The sequence below is a fragment of the Mesorhizobium sp. M0058 genome (genome assembly GCF_040323095.1).
GTDB lineage: Bacteria > Pseudomonadota > Alphaproteobacteria > Rhizobiales > Rhizobiaceae > Mesorhizobium.
The window spans coordinates 186,841-208,978 of sequence record NZ_JAMYUQ010000012.1 but is presented as its reverse complement, the minus strand read 5'-3'; the positions used below and the strand labels follow the sequence as shown (position 1 = coordinate 208,978).

Here is a 22,138-nt window from a genome sequence, read left to right as displayed (position 1 = left end):
GCTGGTGCAATCTCGCGTCATGCCGGCTTCCTCCGTCATGTGGAGGATAGCTGCGGCCCCAATGAGATTCGTCAGCCAGGCGACCCATTCGCCAGATCCGTCACAAAGCTTTGCGTGAACACGCCGGCCGGAAGGACGGCTACGCCAACCTTGCCCTTGTCGTCCTCGGCGTTGCCAGCAGCAGACTTGTCTCGCTGCCGGTTATCCCCGGGATGAGCCGTATCCGCCTAAGCACCGCGTCGAAATCGGTGAGCGACGCCGTTCCGAGTTCGACCACCAGGTCCCAGCGGCCATTGGTGGTGTGAATGGTCGAAACCTCGGCGAGGCCGCCGAGCGCCCGGACCACGCGGTCGGCGGCGTGGCCCTCGATCTCGATCATCATCACGCCGCGTATCCGCTGGTCGACCGCGTCGGCGCGCAGCACCACCGTGTAGCCGATGATCTCGCCCGTTTTTTCCAGCCGCTCCATGCGCGCCCTGACCGTGGCGCGCGACACCCCGAGATCGACCGCGAGATCGGAGATGCTGCGCCGGGCATCATGCCTGAGCAGCGTGACCAGCCTTTCGTCGAGCAAGTCCATGATTCTATCCACTTTGACCAAACTGACTTATCGAATTGATAAATCATTCTTCTCGAAATGCCAATTTCGCCTGTTCAAACTGCCGGTCCAGGATGGTTCATTCCACGCATCAATTGCCCAATCAATTTGCAAGGACACCAAAAACCATGCGCTGCAGGATCGTTGGCGCGCCGGTGCAGGACGGCGCCGGCAGGATGGGATGCGAGATGGGGCCGAGCGCGCTGCGCACGGCCGGGCTTGTCTCGGTGCTGTCGGAACTCGGCCACGAGGTCGAGGACTGGGGCGCGGTGCAACCGGCCGCCGTGCGCGCAATCGTCCACGGCAATCTCGCGCTGAAGGCCCTGCCGGAGATTTCCGCCTGGACGGCGGCAATTGCCGAGACCGCCTATGCGGCTTCGCGAGACGCCATGCCGATCTTCCTTGGCGGCGACCACGCGATATCGGCCGGCACGGTGTCGGGCATAGCCCGCCGCGCCGCCGAACGCGGCCGGCCGCTCTTCGTGCTGTGGCTCGACGCACATCCCGATTTCCACACGCTCGATACCACCGTCAGCGGCAATCTGCACGGCGTGCCGCTCGCCTATGCCAGCGGCCGGCCGGGCTTCAACGATTATTTCCCGGACCTGCCTGTCGCCGTCGACCCTGCCCACATCTGCGTCATGGGCCTGCGCAGCGTCGATCCGGCGGAGCGCCGGGCGCTGAGCGAAGCGGGGGTTACCGTGCACGACATGCGCACCATTGACGAGCACGGCGTTGCACCTTTGCTGCGCGCCTTCCTGGCCATCGTCGAAAAGGAAAACGGCCTGCTGCATGTCAGCCTCGACGTCGACTTCCTCGACCCCTCCATCGCGCCGGCCGTCGGCACCACCGTGCCCGGCGGCGCCACCTTCCGCGAGGCGCATCTGGTGATGGAGATGCTGTCCGACAGCGGTCTGGTCTCCAGCCTCGATCTGGTCGAGCTCAACCCGTTCCTCGACGAGCGCGGCCGCACCGCCACGCTGATGGTCGACCTCGCCGCCAGCCTGATGGGCCGCCGGATCATGGACCGCCCGACCCGCAGCCATTCCGGAAGCATTGCATGACCCAGCCTTCCCGCCTTGCCATCGTCCCCTTCGTCAGCGTCGACCGCATGATGAAGCTGGTGCTGACCATCGGCGTCGAGCGGTTCCTCACCGAACTCGCCGCCTATATCGAGGAGGATTTTCGCCGCTGGGAGCTGTTCGACAAGACGCCGCGCATCGCCTCGCACAGCCATGACGGCGTCATCGAACTGATGCCGACCAGCGACGGCCGGCTATACGGCTTCAAATATGTCAACGGCCATCCCAAGAACATGCGCGAGGGGCGCCAGACCGTCACCGCCTTCGGCGTGCTCGCCGATGTCGGCTCCGGCTATCCGATGCTGCTCACCGAAATGACGATCCTGACGGCGCTGCGCACCGCGGCGACCTCCGCTGTCGCGGCCAAATATCTGGCGCCGAAAGGCGCGCGCTCGATGGCCATCATCGGCAATGGCGCCCAGTCCGAATTCCAGGCTGTCGCCTTCAAAGCGCTGCTCGGCATCGACCGGCTGCGGCTCTACGACATCGACCGCTCGGCTTCGGAAAAATGCGCCCGCAACCTCGCCGGCAAAGGCTTTGACATCACCATCTGCGCCACCGGCCAGGATGCTGTGGAAGGAGTCGACATCATCACCACGGTGACCGCCGACAAGCTGTCCGCCACCATTCTGACCGACAACATGGTCGGTTCCGGCGTGCACATCAACGCGGTCGGCGGCGACTGCCCCGGCAAGACGGAACTGCACCGCGACATCCTTTTGCGCTCCGACATCTTCGTCGAGTTCTCGCCGCAGACGCGCATCGAGGGCGAAATCCAGCAGCTCCACGCCGACCATCCGGTGACCGAGTTGTGGCAGGTGATGACCGGCAAGGCGGAAGGCCGCAAGACGGCGGAACAGATCACCTTGTTCGATTCCGTCGGCTTCGCCACCGAGGATTTTTCCGCACTGCGCTATATCAGAGACCAGCTTCAGGCCACCGGCCTCTACGAGGAGCTCGACCTGCTCGCCGATCCCGACGAGCCGCGCGACCTCTTCGGCATGCTGCTCAGGGCAGCGCTGCAGCCGGCAGCCGCCTGAGGGGCTTCAGCCGCGCAACGGCGCGCAGCTCTCCCGTTCGACGAGCACCGGGGTGAGCACTTCGCGGCGCGAATGCGCCGCCGGCTCGGCAACCCGCTCGAGCAGCAGGCTGACCGCCCGCGTGCCGATCTTCTCGACCGGCTGTGCGATCGTCGTCAGTGGCGGCCAGGTGGTGACGGCATAGGGTATGTCGTCGAAGCCGATCATCGACATGTCGCCGGGGACCCGCAATCCGCGCCCGCGCAGCACTGTCAGCGCGCCCATGGCCATCAGATCGTTACAGGCAAACAGCGCCGTGATCCCCGGCGCCTGCGCCATCAGCCGCTCCATCGCCATGCGGCCGCCGGCGAAGTGGTAGTCGGAATCCACCACCGAGGCCGGCGGCAGGTCGAGGCCGGCTTCCTGCAGCGCCCTGGCGAAGCCGCGCAGGCGGGCGGGGCTGGAGCTGGAATCGCGCGGGCCGCCGATGACGCCGATCTTCTCGTGACCGAGCCCGGCCAGATAGCGGCCGGCGAGATAGCCGCCATAATCGTGATCGACCAGCACGGAATCGACATTGACCGAATGGATCTCGCGGTCGATCAGCACCGCCGGGACGCCGGGCAGAAGGCTGGAGAACACCCGCGCATGATCGGACGAGCCGGCAAAGATCAGCCCGTCGATCTGCTTGGCCATCAGCACCTGGAGGTAGCGCTCCTCCTTCTCGGCGCTGCCGTCGGAGTTGCACAGGATCACCGTATAGCCGGCAAGGAAGCCGGCATCCTCGATCTGGCGTGCCACGCCGGCGAAGAACGGATTGGAATTGTCCGGCAGCAGCAGGCCGATGGTCTTGGTCTCGCCGCGCCTCAGGCTGCGCGCCAGCGTGTTCGGACTGTAGCGCAAGGCGGCGATGGCCGAATGCACGCGCTCGGCCGTCTCAGGCTCGACATGGCGCGTGCGGTTCATCACATGCGAGACGGTTGCGACCGACACTCCGGCATGGCGCGCGACATCGGCAATCGTCGTCATTTCTTGTCCCCTGACTCGATTAGCCTAATGATTGCGTAACCGGATGTGTCGCACGCTAGAGCGCAGCTTTCGAGTGTCAATGTCCCTTTGAGCAACCTGCTGAGCGGAGCGATCTGCCGCCAAGAAAAAGCCGCAAGGCTGGGTGCTTGGTGGTCGACCTGTTGTCGCAACCGGATAAGGTTCGAGAGCCGGGAACTGCTCAATCGCCAACGATCGGAACAACGATGCGACTTCTCCTTGTCGAGGACGACCCACGCACCGCCGACTATGTCGTCAAGGGCCTTGGCGAGGCAGGCCATATCTGCGACCTCAGGCGCGATGGCCGCGACGCGCTGTTTGCCGCGACACGCGACGCCTATGACGTGATCGTCGTCGACCGCATGCTGCCCGGCCTCGACGGCCTGTCGATGATCAAGGCGGTGCGGGCAGCGGGCGTGCGTACGCCGGCGATCTTTCTGACCTCGGTCGGCGGCGTCGACGACAGGGTTGAAGGGCTCGAGGCCGGCGGCGACGACTATCTCGTCAAGCCATTCGCCTTTTCCGAACTGCTCGCCCGCATCAACGCGCTCGGCCGTCGCCCTGCGGTGCAGGAGCTGAAGACGACGCTGCGCATCGCCGACCTCGAAATGGACCTGATCCAGCGCCGCGTCACCAGGCAGGGCCAGGCGATCGACCTGCAGCCGCGCGAATTCAGCCTGCTCGAAGTGCTGATGCGCGGCGAGGGCCGCGTCATCACCCGCACCATGCTTCTGGAACGGGTCTGGGATTTTCACTTCGACCCCAAGACCAGCGTCGTCGAAACCCATATCAGCCGGCTGCGCGCCAAGATCGACAGGCCGTTCGAAACCGCGTTGATCCACACCGTGCGCAGCACTGGCTACAGTGTTCACGACTGAGGCGCGGCATGACAGAAACTTGCCATGACTGAAGCTTGCAATGACTGAAACGCACTATGACTGAGACAGGCTCTCGCCTGCTGCGCAGCACGCCGTTTCGGCTGGCCCTGACCTTCGCCTTGCTGTTCGTGCTCGCCTTCATCCTGTCAGGCGCCATCGTCTACCAGCTGATGAGCGCGGATCTTGCCGAGCAGCTCGACCAGTCGGTCAAGGAGACCTATTCGGTCGTGGCGGTGACCTATGCCGGAAACGACCGGGAGGATCTGGTTTCGGCAGTCGACAGCCACGCCGCGCTCAGCCCGAGCAAGGAACAGCTGTTCTCGCTCACCGATCCCGCCGGCAATCGCCTGGCCGGGAATTTCACCGCCGCCGACCTTCCGGATGGCTTTTCCGATTTTGCCGCTTCCCTGCCAGGCGTTGCGCCGGACACTATGTACCGCGCCTGGACCGGTTCGGTCGGGCCCAACAGCCTGACAATTGCCTTTTCGCTTTCCGAAACCGAGGAGCTGGAACGCATCGTTTTGATGAACTTCGGCTGGGCCACCCTGATCATTTCAGGGCTGGCGGTGGCTGGCGGCGCCTTGCTGGCGTCGCGTGTGCAGCGTCGCCTCGACGGCATTGCCACCACCATGGACGATGTCTCCAACGGCCGGCTCGACGCCCGCATTCCACTGCTCGGCAATGGCGACGACATTGACGGCGTCTCGCGCCAGGTCAACGCCGCGCTGGAGCGGCTGGCGGCGCTGGTGGACGGCATGCGCCAGGTCAGCGCCGACATCGCGCATGATCTGAAGACGCCGCTCAACCGGCTGCAGATGATTTTGGAAGCTGCGGCCGACAGGACCGCGCGGGGTGAGGCCGTTGCCGATGAGCTGGCGGAGGCACGTGGGGAAAGCCTGCAGATCAACGATACTTTCGATGCGCTGTTGCGTATTGCCCAGATCGAGGCCGGCGCCCGCAAGGCGCGCTTTGTCGATCTCGACCTCACCGGCGTCATCGATGCCATTGCCGAAATCTACGCCGGTGTCGCCGAGGATGACGGCAAGTCGCTGTCGGCCACGATCGTCCACGGCACGCCATGCCTGGTCCACGGCGACCGCGACCTGCTGACGCAATTGTTTGCCAATCTGGTTGAGAACGCGCTGCGGCATTGCCCCGATGGCACGGCAATCCTTCTATCGGTGCGGCGGCAAGGCGACCGCATTCTGGCTGAGGTCGCCGACAATGGCCCCGGCATCCCGGCGCAGGAGCGCGAAAAAGTGTTCCAGCGGCTCTACCGGCTGGACTCCAGCCGCACCACGCCCGGCAGCGGCCTGGGCCTCAGCCTGGTGCGGGCCATCGCCGACCTGCATGGTGCAACGATTGCGCTGGAGGATCGCCGGCCTGGGCTGGCGGTAATTGTCGGGTTTCCTCGGGCGGAGGGCACCGGTCCCGGCTTGAAATGACAACGCCAGAGCCAGGTCGACCCCACTCCGTCGAGCGAAGCAGCGACGGAGTGGGGGAAGGCGCTCATCAAACGCGAAGTCGCTGACAACTTTCTCCAAGTTGATGATCGCATCCGACAAAGGCGGTCGCGATTAGCCTTGCACATGTTTCCACCCGGAACGGCTGCGGGTTGATCAAGATGACCGTCGAACCTATCGGCCCACCGCACCCCGGCGAAAATCCGAGGGCGACATCCCTGCCAGCTTGCGGAAGGATTTGTTGAAGGCGCTGAGCGAGCCGAAGCCTGAATCCATGGCGACGCGCAGCACATTGGCGTCTTCATGCATCAGCAGCGCCTGCGCGTAGCTCAGCCGCAGCAGATTCATATATTCGTTGAGCGTCATGCCTGTCGATTTCTTGAAAATGCTCATGGCGTATTTGGGGTGGATGTCGGCGGCAGCGGCAATGTCGACGCAGTCTATGTCGTAGAGGAAATTCCCGGCGATGAAGTCGCACATGCGCCCGACATTGCGCAGCGATTGCTGGTCGAACGGGCCGCCGGGTTCCTGGCCGATGGCGGTTTCCGGCACCAGCCGGTAGGGCTCGAAGCGCACCCGCTCCAACCGCAGCAGCAGCTCGTTCACGGCGTGCTCGGTTATCGCCGGATCGCCCGAGCGGAAATAGCGGTTCCAGCGTTCGAAATTGTGATGGTCGGCCTGGTCGGTCGCCGATGTCACCAGCGTGGCGCCGGTCATCAGCCGGTGGCGGACATCCGTCGGCAGGTGCAGGCGGAAGAAATGCACCAGCGGCAGATGCGCGCCGGCATAGATGGCGTCGTCGGAGAGATCGTCCATCTGGTGCGGCAGCCCGCCCCAGAACAGGCACATGTCGCCCGCCGTGAGCGCGATCTCGTGCTCGTTCATGCGGTAGTGCACGCTGCCGCGGACGATGAAATTGACCTCGACCTGGGCATGCCAATGCGGCTTCAGCATCACCAGCGGATGGTTGTGAAACATCTGCAAAGCCATCGGCAGGCCTTCGACGCTGCTGGCGCCAGGCTGGTAAAACGGCCGTTCCGGCATCTTACTTTCCGCCCATCTTTTATTCCCGTTGTCAGGGACAAGCCTTCCGCGCCGCCTAGTCTAGCCATGCTCGCGAAGAGAGAGCAAATGAAATGGGAGGATTTCAATGCGCACGACACTGATCTGTGCCGCGCTGGCGCTTGGCCTGGGCTCAGGCCCGGCTTTGGCGCAGTCCGGCGAAATCACGATCTGGAGCTGGAATATCGCCGCTTCGTCGCTGAAGGCGACGGTGGCCGGCTTCAACAAGCAGTATCCCGACGTCAAGGTCACCGTTCAGGATCTCGGCAACCAGCCGACCTATGACAAGTCGATCGCCGGCTGTGCGGCCGGCGGCGTCGGCCTGCCCGATATCGTCTCGATCGAAAACGGCGAGGCCGAGAACTACTGGAGCCAGTTCCCCGATTGCTTCGTCGATTTGCACACGCTGGGCTACACCGCCGACGACCAGAAGAAATTCCCGGATTTCAAGCGCACCGAATTGGAGGTCGGCGACAAGGCCTATGCCATGCCGTGGGATTCCGGCCCGGTCGCCGCCTTCTACCGCCGCGACTTCTACGAGAAGGCCGGCGTCGATCCGGCCTCGATCAAGACCTGGGACGACTTCATCGCCGCCGGCAAGAAGGTCCAGGCCGCCAATCCCGGCGTCACCATGACCAATGCCGATTTCAACGGCGACACCGAATTCTTCCGCATGATTTCCAACGAACAGGGCTGCGGCTATTTCGCCGCCGATGGGCAGTCGATCACCGTCAACCAGCCGAAATGCGTCGACACGCTGGCCAAGATCAAGGACATGAAGGACGCCGGCATCATCTCGTCGGCCGACTGGGGCACCAAGATCACCAACAACACCGCCGGCACCGTCGCCACCCAGGTCTATGGCGGCTGGTATGAGGGCACCATCCGCACCGAATCGGCCGGCGAAAACGGCAAATGGGGTGTCTATCTGATGCCGAGCCTCACCGCCGACGGCCCGCGCGCGGCCAATCTCGGCGGCTCGTCGCTCGCCATCACCTCAGCCTCGAAGAACAAGGAGGCCGCCTACGCCTATCTGAAATACACGCTCGAGACCAATGAAGGCCAGATCACCATGCTCAGGGATTTCGGCCTGGTGCCGTCACTGATCTCGGCCCTCGACGACCCCTACGTCTCGCAGGGCCTGCCCTATTGGGGCGGCCAGGCAGTGTGGAAGGACATTCTCGCCACGCTGCCCAAGGTGGTGCCGAGCCGCGGCACGCCGTTCCAGAGCGACGCCGAAATCATCATGCGCGCCGTGCAGACCAAATATCTCGGCGGCGGCTATCCCGATGCCAAGGCCGCCCTCGACGACGCCGCCAGCCAGATCGCTTCGGCGACGGGACTGCCGATCAAGTGACCAAGGCGGAGATGTTGGCGGGCCAGATATAGGGCAATTTGCCGGACCGTTGGCGCTGCCCCTCATCTGCCTGCCGGCATCCTCTCCCCGTATAGTGACGGAGAGGGGACGCTCTCGCCCAACAGTTCGCCAATCGCCGGCGGCGTCCCAACAAGCCCCTTCTCCCCGTCACTATACGGGGAGAAGGTCCCGGCAGGGGGATGAGGGGCGGCGCCAAGCCTTAATAATTGACGCCAGCCAACAACACACCGGATCAACCGGGAAAGCGGAAGGAGGAGGAAACCATGCGCTACCAGAACGCCACGGCCTATCGCTTCCTCACGCCCTACCTCCTGATCTTCGCCATCTTCTGGGTGTGGCCGATCATCTCCTCGTTCATGATTTCCTTCCAGGCGACGCGCACGGTGCCCTGGCGCTTTGCGCCGACGTTCAACTGGGGCCGCCTGATCGGCGACCCCGCTTTCTTCAACGCGCTGAAGAACACGCTGCTCATCCTCGTCATCCAGGTGCCGGTGATGATCTCGCTGGCGATCATCATGGCGGTGCTGCTGAACTCGCCGCTGCTGAAAGCACGTGGCCTCTACCGCTTCGCCTTCTTCGCTCCGGTGGTGGTCGGCGAGGTCGCCTATTCCGCCGTGTTCCGGCTGATGTTCAATCTCGATTTCGGCATCATCAACAAATTGCTCGCCGGCGTCGGCCTGGCCAAGATCGACTGGTTCTCCAACGTCACACCGGCGATGGCGCTGATCATGATCGCGGTAACCTGGCGCTGGGCCGGCTACAACGCCATCATCCTGCTCGCCGGCCTGCAGTCGATCCCCGAGGATGTCTATGAAGCAGCGACGCTCGACCGCGTCAGCAAGCTCAAGCAGTTCTTCTACATAACGCTGCCGCTGCTCAAGCCGGTCATCGTGTTTTGCGCCGTGCTGTCGATCATCGGCACCATGCAGCTGTTCACCGAGCCGTTCCTGATCACCGAGCGCGGCGGCCCCGGCGGCGGCACCGAGACGCTTGGCCTGCTGCTCTACCGCCAGGGTTTTCGCTCGCTCAATTTCGGCTACGCCTCGGCCGTCGCCTACACGATGGCGGGGCTGGCCATCGCCATCACGCTGGTGCAGCTGTGGCTGACAAGAGAGCCGAAATGAGAGGGGAGCCGAAGTGAGTTCGCTCTCGCAACGCCGGCTCGGCCGTAGCGTCCTGCTGCATCTGGTCCTGACGCCGCTGGCGGTGATCTGGCTGTTTCCGCTGTGGATGATGGTGGTGTTTTCGACCATGCCCGACAACGGCATTTTCAGCCCCGGCATCGAGCTTCTGCCGCACGGCAATTTCGTCGACAATTTCAACAACCTGCAGCGCGACACCAATTTCGTCGGCGCCATCGGCATTTCGGTGGCGGTGGCGGTGACCTACACCTTCTTCTCGGTGCTGCTGACCTCGATGGCCGGCTGGGCGCTCGCCCGCTATCAGTTCTTCGGCAAGGGCGCGGTGGTGGCGATCATCCTCGGCACCATCACGCTGCCCTATGCGGTGGTGCTGATCCCGCAATTCATCATGGTGGCGCGCGACTTCCAGCTCGCCAACACCTGGATTGCGTTGATCGTGCCACCCTTGTTCAATTCGCTGGGCGTGCTGTTCATGCGCCAGGCTTTCTCGATGATGCCGGCCGACCTCTTCGACGCCGCGCGAGTCGAAGGCGTCAAGGAATGGCGTATCTTCCTGTTCGTCGCTTTGCCGCTGGCGCGGCCGATGCTGGCGGCGCTCGCCATCATTCTGTTCCTCGCCGCGTGGAACAATTATCTCTGGCCGCTTTTGATCAACAGCCAGCCCGGCGCCATGACGGCCCCTGTGGCGCTCGGCACGCTGATCGGCCTGACCAAGGTCTCATGGGGCGGCATCATGGCCGGCGCCGTCATGCTGACCGTACCGATGCTGGTCGTCTTCGTGCTGCTGCAGCGCCATTTCATCGCCGGCATCGCCGCCGGCGCCGTCAAGTAGGACTAGAGCGATATGGCGGCAGTCACCCTCACCAATGTCGTAAAACGCTTCGGCGTCTATGAGATCATCCATGGCGCCAACATCGATATCGCCGATGGCGAGTTCGTCGTCTTTGTCGGCCCGTCGGGTTGTGGAAAATCGACGCTGCTCAGGATGATCGCCGGGCTGGAGGATATCAGCGGCGGCGAGATCGCCATTGGCGGCAAGGTGATGAACGATGTCGAGCCGGCCGAGCGCGGCATCGCCATGGTGTTCCAGTCCTACGCGCTCTACCCGCACATGAGCGTGGAGCAGAATCTGAGCTTTGGCCTCAGGATGACCGGAAACCCCAAGGAGGACACCGAGCGGCGGGTGAAGCGGGCCTCCGAAATCCTGCGCATCACAGAGTTGATGGCGCGGCGGCCGAGGCAATTGTCCGGCGGCCAGCGCCAGCGCGTTGCCATTGGCCGCGCCATCGTGCGCGAACCGCAAGTCTTCCTGTTCGACGAGCCGTTGAGCAATCTCGACGCCGAGCTGCGCGTCCAGATGCGGGTCGAGATCTCGCGCCTGCACAAGGAGCTCGGTACGACGATGATCTATGTCACCCACGACCAGACCGAAGCGATGACGCTCGCCGACCGGATCGTGGTGCTGCGCGGCGGCCATGTCGAGCAGATCGGCCGGCCGCTCGATCTCTACGACAATCCCGACAACCAGTTCGTCGCCGGCTTTGTCGGCTCGCCGAAGATGAATTTCATCAAGGGCCGCGTCGTCGGGCGCAACACGAGCAGCGTCACCGTCGAGCTGGTGGGCGAGGAAAAGACCCGCATTATGCAACCGTTGACCGGCGCCGTGCCGCAAACAGGAGCCAAGGTCATTGTCGGCGTGCGGCCCGAACATTTCGGCAATGGCGGCGAAGGCGACGCCGACCTCACCGTCGGCATCGACGTGGTCGAGCATCTCGGCGGCACCAGCTTCATCTATGCCAGGACCGCCCATGGCGAAGACCTGGTGATCCAGCGCGACGCGGCAAAGGTCCCCGACACCCAGGAGATCACCGTGTCCATCCGCAAATCCTATCTGTTCGATGAAAACGGCCAGCGGCTGCGCTGAGCCCTTCCAGCCTTGCAAGGAGAATGACCATGACTGCAACCGCGCCCATTCGCTGGGGGATACTCGGGCCCGGCGACATCGCCAAAGCGTTCGCCCGCGGCGTGGCAGGCTCGCGCACCGGCACGATCGTGGCGCTCGGCGCCCGCAATCCCGGCAAGGCAGGCCTGGCCGAGACGTTTCCCGGCGCCCGCATCCTCGACGGTTACGACGCGCTGCTCGCTGACCCCGAGGTCGACGCCGTCTATATCGCCATCCCGCATCCCGGCCATGCCGAATGGGCAATCAAGGCGGCGGAAGCCGGCAAGCATGTGCTGTGCGAAAAGCCGCTGGCGCTGACCGCCTTCGAGGCCGACGCCATGATCCATGCCGCGCGCAAGGCCGGCACCTTCCTCGGCGAAGCCTTCATGTACCGCCTGCACCCGCAGACGGCGAAGCTGGTCGAGGTGATCCAGTCGGGCGTCATCGGCGATGTCAGGCTGATCAAGTCGAGCTTCGGCTTCGCCATGCCCGGCTTCATGCCCGAGCACCGGCTCTATTCCAACGATCTCGCCGGTGGCGGCATTCTCGACGTCGGCGGCTATCCCGTCTCCATGGTGCGGCTGATCGCGGGCGCTGCCACAGGCAAACCCTTCGCCGAGCCGGACAAGGTTGTCGGCACCGCCCATCTCGGCAAGTCCGGCGTCGACGAATGGGCCTCGGCGCTGCTGCATTTTCCCGGTGGAATCGTTGCCGAGGTGTCCTGCAGCATCTCGCTGAAACAGGACAATGTCCTGCGCATCCTCGGCACCAAGGGCCGCATCGAGGTGCCGGATTTCTGGTTCGCCGGCGGCGGCAACCGCGATGGCGGCCCTGGCCGGATCGATGTAATTCTCGCCGACGACACGCGCGAGACCATCAGCCTCAACGAAACCCGCCATCTCTATTCCTTCGAGGTCGACGCCGCCGGCGAGGCGATCCTGGCCGGCAAACAGGAATTCGCCTGGCCGGGCATGGGCTGGGCCGACAGTCTCGGCACGCTGCGTGTGCTCGACAAATGGCGCGCTGCCGTCGGGCTCGAATATGAGATCGAAAAGCCGGCTAAGCGAACCAACACCCTTTCGGGCCGGCCGCTGCGCACCGGCGGCACGGCCATTGGCAAGCGCAAGATTCCGGGCCTGTCGAAGCCGGCCTCCGTGGTGGCGCTCGGCTTCGAGGATTTCCGCACCTTCTCGTCGGGCGCAATCCTGCTCGACGCCTTCTTCGAGACCGGCGGCAATCTGTTCGATACCGGCTATGTCTACGGCGCCGGCTACACCGAAACGCTGCTTGGCCAGTGGCTCAGGAATCGCGGCGTGCGCGAGCAGTCGGTGATCATCGCCAAGGGCGCGCACTCGCCGCTCTGCTATCCCGATGTCATCGGCAAGCAGCTCGCCCAGTCGTTGGACCGGCTGCAGACCGACCATGTCGACCTCTATTTCATGCACCGCGACAACCCGGATGTGCCGGTCGGCGAATTCGTCGATGCCATGGACGCCGAGGTCAAGGCCGGCCGCATCCGTGGCCCGTTCGGCGGCTCGAACTGGACGATGGCGCGCATGGACGAGGCGATTGCTTATGCCGAGCGCACCGGCAAGCAGAAGCCCGGCGTGCTCTCCAACAATTTCTCGCTGGCCGAGATGCTGGAGCCGATCTGGGCAGGCTGCATCACCTCGTCCACCGACGACTGGAAATCCTGGCTGACGAAAAGGCAGATGCCCAACTTCGCCTGGTCGAGCCAGGGCCGCGGCTTCTTCACCGACCGCGCCGGCCGCGACAAGCAGGACAATGAGGAGCTGGTGCGGGTCTGGTATTCGGAGAAGAATTTTGGCCGGCGCGACCGTGCCATCGAGCTGGCGCAGCGGCTCGGCAAAAGCCCGATCCACATCGCGCTCGCCTATGTGCTGGCGCAGCCCTTTCCGTCGGTGCCGTTGATCGGCCCGCGCACGCTGGACGAGTTGGAGGACAGTTTGAAGGCGCTGGATATCAAGCTGTCGGCGGAGGATGTGGCGTGGCTGGATAGCGGGCCGGAAAGGCGGCGGGCTTAGGGAGCAAGCTCAGAGTTTGGAGGTTGGCGAAAGCCAAGGCGAAGGCTGATCTCCCCCCTTGCGGGGGAGATTAGCGGCTCATGCGTTCCACCTACCGATCGATCCGTGTCGACAAAATAATCGACGACGACGTCCGCTCGACCCCGTCCATCGCCCCGATCTCGTCCAGCAACGCATCCAGATCCCTGATCGACGGCGCGTCGACGATGACGATCATGTCGAAATTGCCGCTCACCGAGTGCAGCGTCCGTACCGGCGGCAGCGCCTGCAGCGCCCGCACCACCTTGTCGGCGAGCTTGGGCGTAACGGTGAGCAGCACATGCGCCCGCACCAGCCCCTGCTCGTAGTCCGGCGCCATCCGCACGCCATAGCCGGTGATGATGCCGCGCTGTTCCAGCCGCTCGATCCGGCTCTGCACCGTCGTGCGCGAAACGCCGAGCTTGCGCGCCAGCTCAGTGGTCGACGCGCGGGCATTGGCGCGCAGCAGGGAAAGCAGTTTTTGTTCGGCGTCACTGAGCATTTCGACGAGCCTTGTCGGCGTATTGATCAATTGTGGGGTTCGTTTCGAACAGTTTCACGCTTCCTTTCGGCAGGCAAGCTGCGATTCTTGAAGGCATAGCGTCCACCGCGCGGCAGTTTGGGCCAAAGAGTTTTCACGAGGGGCAAGGTCATGAAGAAAATCATCGTCGTCGGCGCCGGCAAGATCGGCTCCACCATTGCAGGCATGCTCGCCGACAGCGGCGACTACCACGTCACCGTTGTCGACCGCGCGGCGGCGCAGCTTGCCGCGGCCGAACTTCCCGCCGGCGTCGAGGGGCTGGAGCTCGATATCGCAGCGCCGGGCGCACTCGAGGCCGCCCTTGCCGGCGCCTTCGCCGTGCTGAGCGCCGCCCCCTTCCATTTGACCACGCGCATCGCCGAAGCGGCCGCCGCCACCGGCGTGCACTATCTCGATTTGACCGAGGATGTCGTCTCCACCCGCCGCGTCAAGGAGCTGGCCAAATCGGGCGAGAGCGCTTTCATCCCGCAATGCGGCCTGGCGCCGGGCTTCATCTCGATCGTCGCCAACGATCTCGCCAGCCGCTTCGACACGCTGGAAAGCGTTCGCATGCGCGTCGGCGCGCTGCCGCAATACCCGTCCAATGCGCTGAACTACAATCTGACCTGGAGCACCGACGGCGTCATCAACGAATATTGCGAACCCTGCGAGGCGATCGTCGAGGGCGAGCTGATCGAGGTGCCGCCGCTGGAGGAGCGCGAAGAGTTCTCGCTCGACGGCGTCACCTATGAGGCCTTCAACACCTCCGGCGGTCTCGGCACGCTGGCCGAGACGCTGAAGGGCAAGGTGCGCACGCTGAACTACCGCACCATCCGCTATCCCGGCCACGCGGCGATCATGAAGGCGCTGCTCAACGACCTCGGCCTGCGCCACCGCCGCGACGTACTGAAGGATATCTTCGAGAGCGCCCTGCCGGCAACGCTGCAGGACGTGGTCATCGTCTTCGTCACCGTCTCGGGCCGCCGCAATGGCCGCCTGCTGCAGGAAACCTACGCCAACAAGATCTATTCGCAGCGCATCGGCAACCAGGTGCGCAGCGCAATCCAGATCACCACCGCGTCCGGCATCTGCGCCGTGCTCGACATGCTGGCCGACGGCACCTTGCCGACGACCGGTTTCGTCAAGCAGGAAGACATCGCGCTGGATGCGTTTCTCGCCAATCGTTTTGGGCGCGCTTATGCCCAGCACGAGATGGTGAGCCGGCTCGCAAGCTGAGCTACTTCACCCTCCCCCTTGTGGGGAGGGTCGGCGCGCAATCGGAGCGAAGCGGAGATGGCGAGACGGGGTGGGGGTGAGCGCCGACGGTCGACGAGAGCCCCCACCTCGCTCCGCTCCGCGGATCGACCCTCCCCACAAGGGGGAGGGTAAAGCGCCCGCTACTTCCGCAGAGCCATCGGTCGTCCGAGCAGAAACCGGATGAAGTTGCCCGCGGTCCGCGGCGCCATGCGGGGCTGCGTCGCCTGTCGTGGCGCGCTTTGCCTTCGCGCTGGCACCTTGGGTTCGACACCCGGTCGGCCCACCGTGAAGGAGGGGCCCGAGACCGGCTTCCCACTCAACACGTTGGCGGCGTTGTTGTCATGGATGACGATGCACCATTGCGCGCCCTTCGATGCCGCCACGACGGTGTTGAAGCGCGTCGCCATTTTTGCGTGGTGCTCGCTGTAGACGCCGCTCATCGCCGGCGATCTCCTTTCGACCAGCGTGCCGAACGCCGACGTGACATAGTCGTGGTGCGTGTAGCGTCCGCTTGCCGTGTCGAAATTCTGGCCGTCCGGAAAGGCAATGTAGAGCGGCTGCAGGTCCACCACACGCTTTTCGATCTCCCGGCGCGCGTAGTGCTCGACGCGCTCCATGAAGGTCGGCGCCAGCGCGTCGTCGCTGTCGAGCCGCGTGAGCGAAACATAGTCGGCATCGGTATCGGCCTGGACGAAGGCATTGAAGCGATCATTGTAATCCTCGCCGGCCTCGACAAGGATCGGCCTGACGTCGACACCGGCCACGCAGCTGCACACGGTGCGAATATAGTTCTCGTGCGTATCGGCATCGAACGCCACAAGGACGGTAAAATCCTTCAGCGACTGGCCTTCGAGCGACGACGCGCAATAGGTGTCGAACAACGCCAGGCGCTCGACCAGCCAGACCGGGTCGAGATTGGCGCGGCCCTTTCCGTCCCACTGGCTTGGCTTGAAGCCAGCGGCGATGTTGTAGCGTATGGCGATGTATTTCTTCAGGCCGGTGTCCATGGACCGACACTTAGTACATTCCGCTGATCTGCGACAACCAACGGCTGAGCGGCCACCCTCCCCCTTGTTGGGAGGGTCGGCTCGCGGTCGGAGCGAAGCGGAGATGGCGAGACGGGGTGGGGGTGAGCGCTGACGGTCGGCGAGGACCCCCACCCCGCTCCGCTACGCGGATCGACCCTTCCCCACAAGGGGGAGGGTAAGCGCACTTCAAATATGCAGCGCGTGGCCCAGCGCCTTCAGCGCCGCTTCCTGGAAGCCTTCGCCTTGCGTCGGATGCGCATGGATGGTCCCGGCGATATCCTCCAGCCGCGCGCCCATTTCCAGCGCCAGGCCGAACGCCGCCGCCAGTTCCGACACGCCTTGCCCGACCGCCTGGATGCCCAGCACCAGATGGTTGTCCGCGCGGGCGACAACACGAACAAACCCGTCCTCGCCGAGTTTCGTCATCGCCCGGCCGTTGGCGGCGAAGGGGAACTGGCCGATCTTGATTTCGCCTGAAGCCTTCGCCTCCTCCGGCGTTAGCCCTGCCGTCACCAGCTCCGGATCGGTGAAGCAGACGGCCGGGATCGAGCGCTTGTCCCAGCTGCGCTTGTGGCCGGCGACGATCTCGGCCACCATTTCGCCTTGCGCCATCGCCCGGTGCGCCAGCATCGGCTCGCCGGTGACGTCGCCAATGGCATAGATGCCGCGCATCGAGGTGCGGCACTGGTCGTCGATCTTGATGAACTTGCCGGCCATGTCGAGATCGATCTGATCGAGGCCCCAGCCCTCCGTCACCGGCTTGCGGCCGACCGTGACCAGGATCTTGTCTGCCGCGATTTTGGTGCTCTTGCCGTCCGCGGTCTCGACCAGCAGCGCGTCGCCCTTGACCCCCTTGGCCTTGGCACCAAGCATCACCTCGACGCCGAGCTGGGCCAGCCGTTTCACCACCGGCCGGGTCAGTTCCGCATCATACTGCGCCAGCACGCGCGGCAGCGCCTCGACCACGGTCACCGCGGCGCCCATTTTGGCGAACGCCATGCCGAGTTCCAGCCCGATATAGCCGCCGCCGACCACGGCGAGCTTTTTCGGCACCTCGCCGAGAGCCAGCGCTTCTGTGGATGAAATCACCGGGCCGCCGAACGGCAGGAACGGCAGTTCCACCGTCGCCGAGCCGGTGGCGATCACAACCGTTTCGGCGCGGATGATCTGGGTGCCGGTCTCGGTCTCGACCGCGACGGTCTTGCCGTCGCGGAACGTCGCCCAGCCATAGACGGTCTTGACCTTGGCCTTCTTCAGTAGCCCGGCAACGCCCCCGGTCAGCCGGCTAACAATGCCGTCCTTCCACGCAACCGTCTTGCCGAGATCGAGCACGGGCGCTGCTACCGAGATGCCGAGCGGACTGCTGCCGCCGGCCATATGCGCGACCTTCTCGAACTCTTCCGCCGCATGGATCATCGCCTTGGACGGGATGCAGCCGACATTGAGACAGGTGCCGCCCGGTTTGCCGGCTTCAACGATCACCGTATCGATGCCGAGCTGGCCGGCACGGATAGCGCAGACGTAGCCGCCGGGCCCGGCGCCGATGACCAGCAGCTTGCAGGAGATTTCTTTCATGGCGTGACCCTTTGATGCGAGGGAATGTTCCGTCGCGATCCTTCGCGCCCCCCTCTGTCCTGCCGGACATCTCCCCCACGAGGGGGGAGATCAGCAGCTTCTTCGCTTCGCTCATTCCTGCAACGATGGAGATTGGCGAAACCCTGCGTGACGTCCAATCTCCCCCCTTGTGGGGGAGATGCCTGGTAAGGCAGAGGGGGGCGCTGTCCCGCCGTCATCTCGGTCGTTCCGCCCCTCAATCCACAAATATCAGCGCTGGCGTCTCAATCAGCGCCTTGATGCGCTGCACAAACACCGCCGCGTCCCAGCCGTCGACCACCCGGTGGTCGAAGCTCGACGACAGGTTCATCATCTTGCGCGGGATGAACTGGGTGCCGTCCCAGACCGGCCGCACCATCATCTTGTTGACGCCGACGATCGCCACCTCAGGATGATTGATGACCGGCGTCGTCGCCACGCCGCCCATGGCGCCGAGCGAGGTGATGGTGATGGTCGATCCCGACAGCTCGTCGCGGCTGGCCGTGCCGGACTTCGCCGCTTCGGCCAGGCGGTTGAGCTCGGCCGCGCAATCCCAGAGGTCGCGCGCCTCGGCGTGCTTGACCACCGGCACCACCAGGCCCGACGGCGTCTGCGCGGCAATGCCGATATGGACGCCGCCATGCTGATGGATGATGCCGGCCTCGTCGTCGAACAGCGCGTTGATGTTGGGCTGGTCGGCAATCGCCTTGACCATCGCCCGCATCAGGAACGGCAGCAGCGTCAGCTTCGGCCTCTCCACACCCTTGCGCTTTTCCTTGTTGAGCGCCGCGCGCAACTCCTCAAGTGCTGTGACGTCGATCTCCTCGACATAGGTGATGTGCGGGATGCGTGACTTCGCCAGCGACATTTTTTCGGCGATCTTGCGCCTGAGACCGATGACCTTGATATCCTCGACGCTGTCATTGCGCGCCAGACCCGACGCCTTCGCCACCTGCGGCCCGCGCGCGAGAAAGGCCTCGATATCTTCGTGGCTGATGCGGCCGGCAGGGCCGGTACCCGACACCTGGCGCAGATCGATCCCCGCCTCCTTCGCCCTGAGCCGGATGGCGGGCGACGCCAGGGGCTTTTCGCCCTCCGGGCGCGGCGCGCCGGAGGGTGCCGCACCTTTAGATGTCGGCGCAGCACCCCCACCCTTAGCCCCTCCCCACAAGGGGGAGGGGGATTCAGTCTCAGCTGCCCGTGCGCTTTTGGCTGCTGGTGCAGGTGGTGGCGACTTGGCGTCGGATTTCGTGGCCGAAACGCCTCCCTCTTGTGGGGGTCCGGAGGACGGGCGAGACCCGTGGCTCGCCCCGGCAGGGGTGGGGGTCGGTGCCGCCGTGACCTCTGACGATTTCGAGCCTTCGGCGACATTGCCCTCCCCCGCCACTTTCAGCCGCACGATGGGCGAGCCGATCGCCACCGTGTCGCCGATCTCGGCGCCCAGCCACAGGATCTCGCCATCGACCGGCGAAGGTATTTCCACCGTCGCCTTGTCGGTCATCACGGCGGCGAGCAAAGCGTCCTCGCGCACGAGGTCGCCGACCTTGACGTGCCATTCCACAAGTTCGGCCTCGGCGACGCCTTCACCGACATCCGGCAGCTTGATGATGTGTTCGCCCATCCCTAGGCTCCCATGGTTTCGAGAAGCGCGCGGCCGACACGGGCCGGCCCCGGGAAATAATCCCATTCCTGCGCATGCGGGTAGGGCGTGTCCCAACCGGTAACGCGCGCCACCGGCGCTTCCAGATGGTAGAAACAATTTTCCTGCACCAGCGCCGACAGCTCGGCGCCGAAGCCGGAGGTCAGTGTCGCCTCGTGCACGACGACGCAGCGTCCGGTCTTCTTCACCGAAGCGACTATCGCGTCGAGATCGAGCGGCAGCAGGGTCCGCAAATCGATGATCTCGGCATCGATGCCGGTTTCTTCCACGGCCGCCTGCGCGACATAGACCATGGTGCCGTAGGCGAGCACGGTGACGGCCGAGCCCGCCCGGCGGATCGCCGCCTTGCCGAGCGGCACCGTGTAATGGCCGTCGGCGACCTCGCCCAGTTCATGCTTCGACCATGGCGTCACCGGTCGGTCGTGATGGCCATCGAACGGTCCGTTATAGAGCCGCTTCGGCTCCAGAAAAATCACCGGATCGGGATCCTCGATCGCCGCGATCAGCAGCCCCTTGGCATCATGAGGATTGGACGGCACCACCGTCTTCAGCCCCGACACATGGGTGAACAGCGCTTCCGGGCTCTGGCTGTGCGTCTGGCCGCCAAAGATGCCGCCGCCGGTCGGCATGCGGACCACGATCGGGCAGGTGAAATCGCCGTTCGAGCGGTAGCGCAGGCGTGCTGCTTCCTGCGTCAGCTGGTCGTAAGCCGGGTACATGTAGTCGGCAAACTGAATTTCCACGCATGGCTTCAGCCCATAGGCGGCCATGCCGATGGCGGAGCCGACAATGCCGGATTCGTTGATCGGCGCATCGAAGCAGCGGGTCTTGCCGTACTTCGCTTGCAGGCCTGCCGTGCAGCGGAAGACACCCCCGAAGAAGCCGACATCCTCGCCATAGACGATGACGCGTTCGTCGCGCGCCATCGACACGTCCATGGCGTCGCGGATCGCCTCGATCATGGTCCGTCTCGGCATGGTCAGACTCCCGCCTGCTGGCGCTGGCGCCTGAGATGCGGCGGCATCTCGGCAAACACGCCCTCGAACATCTCGCGCGTCGACGGCTTGCCGCCGGCATGCAGCGTGCCGTGGCCTTCAGCTTCCTTCTGCGCCGCGATCACCGTCTCGAGGATTTCCGCTTCGGCCTGGGCGTGACGCTCGTCCGACCAGACGCCGCGTTGGATCAGATGGTTCTTCAGCCGCATCACCGGATCGCCGAGCGGCCAGGCGTCGGATTCCGTCTTCGGCCGATAGGCCGACGGATCGTCCGAGCTCGAATGCGCGCCGGCACGGTAGGTGACATATTCGATCAGCGTCGGCCCGAGATTCTGCCGCGCCCGCTCCGCCGCCCATTTGGCCACGGCATGCACGGCGAGATAATCATTGCCGTCAACGCGCAGCGCCGGAATGCCGAAGCCGAGGCCGCGCGCGGCAAAGGTGCCGGAGCCGCCACGCGCAATGCCTTGAAACGTCGAGATCGCCCACTGGTTGTTGACGACGTTGAGGATGACCGGCGCCTTGTACGTCGAGGCGAACACCAGTGCGGAATGGAAATCGGATTCGGCCGTCGAGCCGTCGCCGATCCACGCCGCCGCGATTTTCGAATCGTTGCTGATAGCGGAAGCCATCGCCCAGCCGACCGCCTGGATGTATTGCGTCGCCAGATTGCCGGAGATCGAGAAGAAGCCATGCTCCTTCGACGAATACATGATCGGCAGCTGCCGCCCTTTGAGCGGATCGGCCTCGTTGGAATAGATCTGGTTCATCATCGTGACCATCGGATAGCCGTCGGCGATGAGCAGGCCGGCTTGCCGATAGGTCGGGAAATTCATGTCGCCTGGCGCCAGCGCCTTGCGGAAAGCGCAGCTCACCGCCTCCTCGCCCAGATGCTGCATGTAGAACGAGGTCTTGCCCTGGCGCTGCGCCATCTGCATGCGCGCATCGAAGCTGCGCAGCGTCATCATGTGGCGCAACCCCTCGAGCAGCTCCTCGTCGGTGAGCAGCCCGGCCCATGGCCCGACCGCCTCACCGGTGCGGTTGAGCACGCGGATGATCGAAAACGCCATGTCGCGGATTGTGCGCGGATCGACATCGATGTCCGGTCGCGGCACCGAGCCCGCCTTGGGGATAGGCACGTTGGAGAAGTCGGGCGTTCCGCCCGGCCGCACTTCCGGCTCCGGCACATGAAACCGCAACATCCCAGCATCGGTCATGACCATGGTCCTCCCATTTGCTGCGGTGATATTTGCACATCCGCGCGCCCGGCACAGCGCCAATTCATGGGGCGCCGCAACCCATACGGCGTCACGGCCGGCAGGCGACCGCAAGATGCAGATATGTCGGCGAAATTTCTTGTCGATGTTGGGGAGCGGCGCGCAATTAGGCGCAAAGTTTTGCAGGATTTCCA

At 64.5% G+C, this 22,138-nt stretch carries 19 protein-coding genes; 10 read left to right on the top strand and 9 right to left on the bottom strand.

Annotated elements, in window-relative coordinates:
* Positions 1–139: 139 nt before the first annotated feature.
* Positions 140–580 (bottom strand): Lrp/AsnC family transcriptional regulator, encoded by a 441-nt coding sequence (locus tag NKJ75_RS22060; RefSeq protein ID WP_023685065.1) that lies wholly within the window; start codon positions 578–580, stop codon positions 140–142.
* Positions 581–726: 146 nt separating this feature from the next.
* Between NKJ75_RS22060 and rocF the strand changes: the two genes are divergently transcribed.
* Positions 727–1,662 carry an arginase gene (gene rocF, locus NKJ75_RS22055; protein WP_352500196.1) on the top strand — a complete coding sequence of 312 codons (936 nt, stop codon included), beginning with the start codon at positions 727–729 and terminating at the stop codon, positions 1,660–1,662.
* Positions 1,659–2,720 carry an ornithine cyclodeaminase gene (gene ocd / locus NKJ75_RS22050; RefSeq protein ID WP_023692901.1) on the top strand — a complete coding sequence of 354 codons (1,062 nt, stop codon included), beginning with the start codon at positions 1,659–1,661 and terminating at the stop codon, positions 2,718–2,720. The genes rocF and ocd overlap by 4 nt, the downstream gene beginning before the upstream one ends.
* 6 nt (positions 2,721–2,726) lie before the next feature.
* On the opposite strand, the gene NKJ75_RS22045 is transcribed toward ocd, so the two are convergent.
* Positions 2,727–3,728 carry a LacI family DNA-binding transcriptional regulator gene (locus NKJ75_RS22045; RefSeq protein WP_023692902.1) on the bottom strand — a complete coding sequence of 334 codons (1,002 nt, stop codon included), beginning with the start codon at positions 3,726–3,728 and terminating at the stop codon, positions 2,727–2,729.
* A gap of 224 nt (positions 3,729–3,952) precedes the next feature.
* On the opposite strand from NKJ75_RS22045, the gene NKJ75_RS22040 reads away from it, so the two are divergent.
* Together NKJ75_RS22040 and NKJ75_RS22035 are read left to right on the top strand one after the other, a co-directional pair.
* Positions 3,953–4,624: a winged helix-turn-helix domain-containing protein gene (locus NKJ75_RS22040; protein ID WP_023742038.1), complete on the top strand. Its 672-nt coding sequence runs from the start codon at positions 3,953–3,955 to the stop codon at positions 4,622–4,624.
* A gap of 56 nt (positions 4,625–4,680) precedes the next feature.
* Complete coding sequence (locus tag NKJ75_RS22035; protein ID WP_023816117.1) at positions 4,681–6,069, top strand: HAMP domain-containing sensor histidine kinase; 1,389 nt, start codon at positions 4,681–4,683, stop codon at positions 6,067–6,069.
* A 192-nt stretch (positions 6,070–6,261) separates the two neighbouring features.
* Here the strand turns inward: NKJ75_RS22035 and NKJ75_RS22030 are convergent, their stop codons facing one another.
* Positions 6,262–7,131, bottom strand: a complete 870-nt coding sequence (locus NKJ75_RS22030; protein WP_352500195.1) for a helix-turn-helix domain-containing protein — start codon at positions 7,129–7,131, stop codon at positions 6,262–6,264.
* A gap of 106 nt (positions 7,132–7,237) precedes the next feature.
* Between NKJ75_RS22030 and NKJ75_RS22025 the strand changes: the two genes are divergently transcribed.
* The 5 genes from NKJ75_RS22025 (at position 7,238) to NKJ75_RS22005 (ending at position 13,656) form a co-directional block, all read left to right on the top strand.
* Positions 7,238–8,506, top strand: coding sequence for an ABC transporter substrate-binding protein (locus NKJ75_RS22025; RefSeq protein ID WP_023672162.1), 1,269 nt, complete (start codon positions 7,238–7,240; stop codon positions 8,504–8,506).
* Between the two features lie 284 nt (positions 8,507–8,790).
* Positions 8,791–9,651: a carbohydrate ABC transporter permease gene (locus NKJ75_RS22020; RefSeq protein WP_023672163.1), complete on the top strand. Its 861-nt coding sequence runs from the start codon at positions 8,791–8,793 to the stop codon at positions 9,649–9,651.
* Positions 9,652–9,664: 13 nt separating this feature from the next.
* On the top strand, positions 9,665–10,501 hold the full coding sequence (locus NKJ75_RS22015; RefSeq protein ID WP_352500194.1) for a carbohydrate ABC transporter permease: 837 nt from the start codon (positions 9,665–9,667) through the stop codon (positions 10,499–10,501).
* Positions 10,502–10,513: 12 nt separating this feature from the next.
* Complete coding sequence (locus NKJ75_RS22010) at positions 10,514–11,593, top strand: ABC transporter ATP-binding protein (protein ID WP_023726711.1); 1,080 nt, start codon at positions 10,514–10,516, stop codon at positions 11,591–11,593.
* A 29-nt stretch (positions 11,594–11,622) separates the two neighbouring features.
* A complete protein-coding gene (locus tag NKJ75_RS22005) occupies positions 11,623–13,656 on the top strand; it encodes an aldo/keto reductase (RefSeq protein ID WP_352500193.1) in 2,034 nt (677 codons plus the stop codon).
* A gap of 91 nt (positions 13,657–13,747) precedes the next feature.
* On the opposite strand, the gene NKJ75_RS22000 is transcribed toward NKJ75_RS22005, so the two are convergent.
* Positions 13,748–14,176, bottom strand: coding sequence for an Lrp/AsnC family transcriptional regulator (locus NKJ75_RS22000; RefSeq protein WP_023834533.1), 429 nt, complete (start codon positions 14,174–14,176; stop codon positions 13,748–13,750).
* Positions 14,177–14,326: 150 nt separating this feature from the next.
* Here NKJ75_RS22000 and NKJ75_RS21995 point away from each other — a divergent pair, with 150 nt between their 5' ends.
* Positions 14,327–15,430 (top strand): saccharopine dehydrogenase family protein, encoded by a 1,104-nt coding sequence (locus NKJ75_RS21995; RefSeq protein WP_352500191.1) that lies wholly within the window; start codon positions 14,327–14,329, stop codon positions 15,428–15,430.
* A gap of 161 nt (positions 15,431–15,591) precedes the next feature.
* Here NKJ75_RS21995 and NKJ75_RS21990 read toward each other — a convergent pair whose 3' ends face one another.
* From NKJ75_RS21990 to NKJ75_RS21970, 5 genes are all read right to left on the bottom strand, one after another.
* Entirely contained in the window at positions 15,592–16,458 is an 867-nt protein-coding gene (locus NKJ75_RS21990) for a glycosyltransferase (protein WP_352500190.1), read from the bottom strand.
* Between the two features lie 207 nt (positions 16,459–16,665).
* Positions 16,666–18,054, bottom strand: coding sequence for a dihydrolipoyl dehydrogenase (lpdA, locus tag NKJ75_RS21985; RefSeq protein ID WP_352498845.1), 1,389 nt, complete (start codon positions 18,052–18,054; stop codon positions 16,666–16,668).
* Between the two features lie 235 nt (positions 18,055–18,289).
* On the bottom strand, positions 18,290–19,693 hold the full coding sequence (locus NKJ75_RS21980) for a dihydrolipoamide acetyltransferase family protein (RefSeq protein WP_023687604.1): 1,404 nt from the start codon (positions 19,691–19,693) through the stop codon (positions 18,290–18,292).
* Between the two features lie 2 nt (positions 19,694–19,695).
* Complete coding sequence (locus tag NKJ75_RS21975) at positions 19,696–20,709, bottom strand: alpha-ketoacid dehydrogenase subunit beta (RefSeq protein WP_023672171.1); 1,014 nt, start codon at positions 20,707–20,709, stop codon at positions 19,696–19,698.
* Between the two features lie 2 nt (positions 20,710–20,711).
* Positions 20,712–21,944 (bottom strand): 3-methyl-2-oxobutanoate dehydrogenase (2-methylpropanoyl-transferring) subunit alpha, encoded by a 1,233-nt coding sequence (locus NKJ75_RS21970; protein ID WP_023687602.1) that lies wholly within the window; start codon positions 21,942–21,944, stop codon positions 20,712–20,714.
* Between the last annotated feature and the right edge of the window lie 194 nt (positions 21,945–22,138).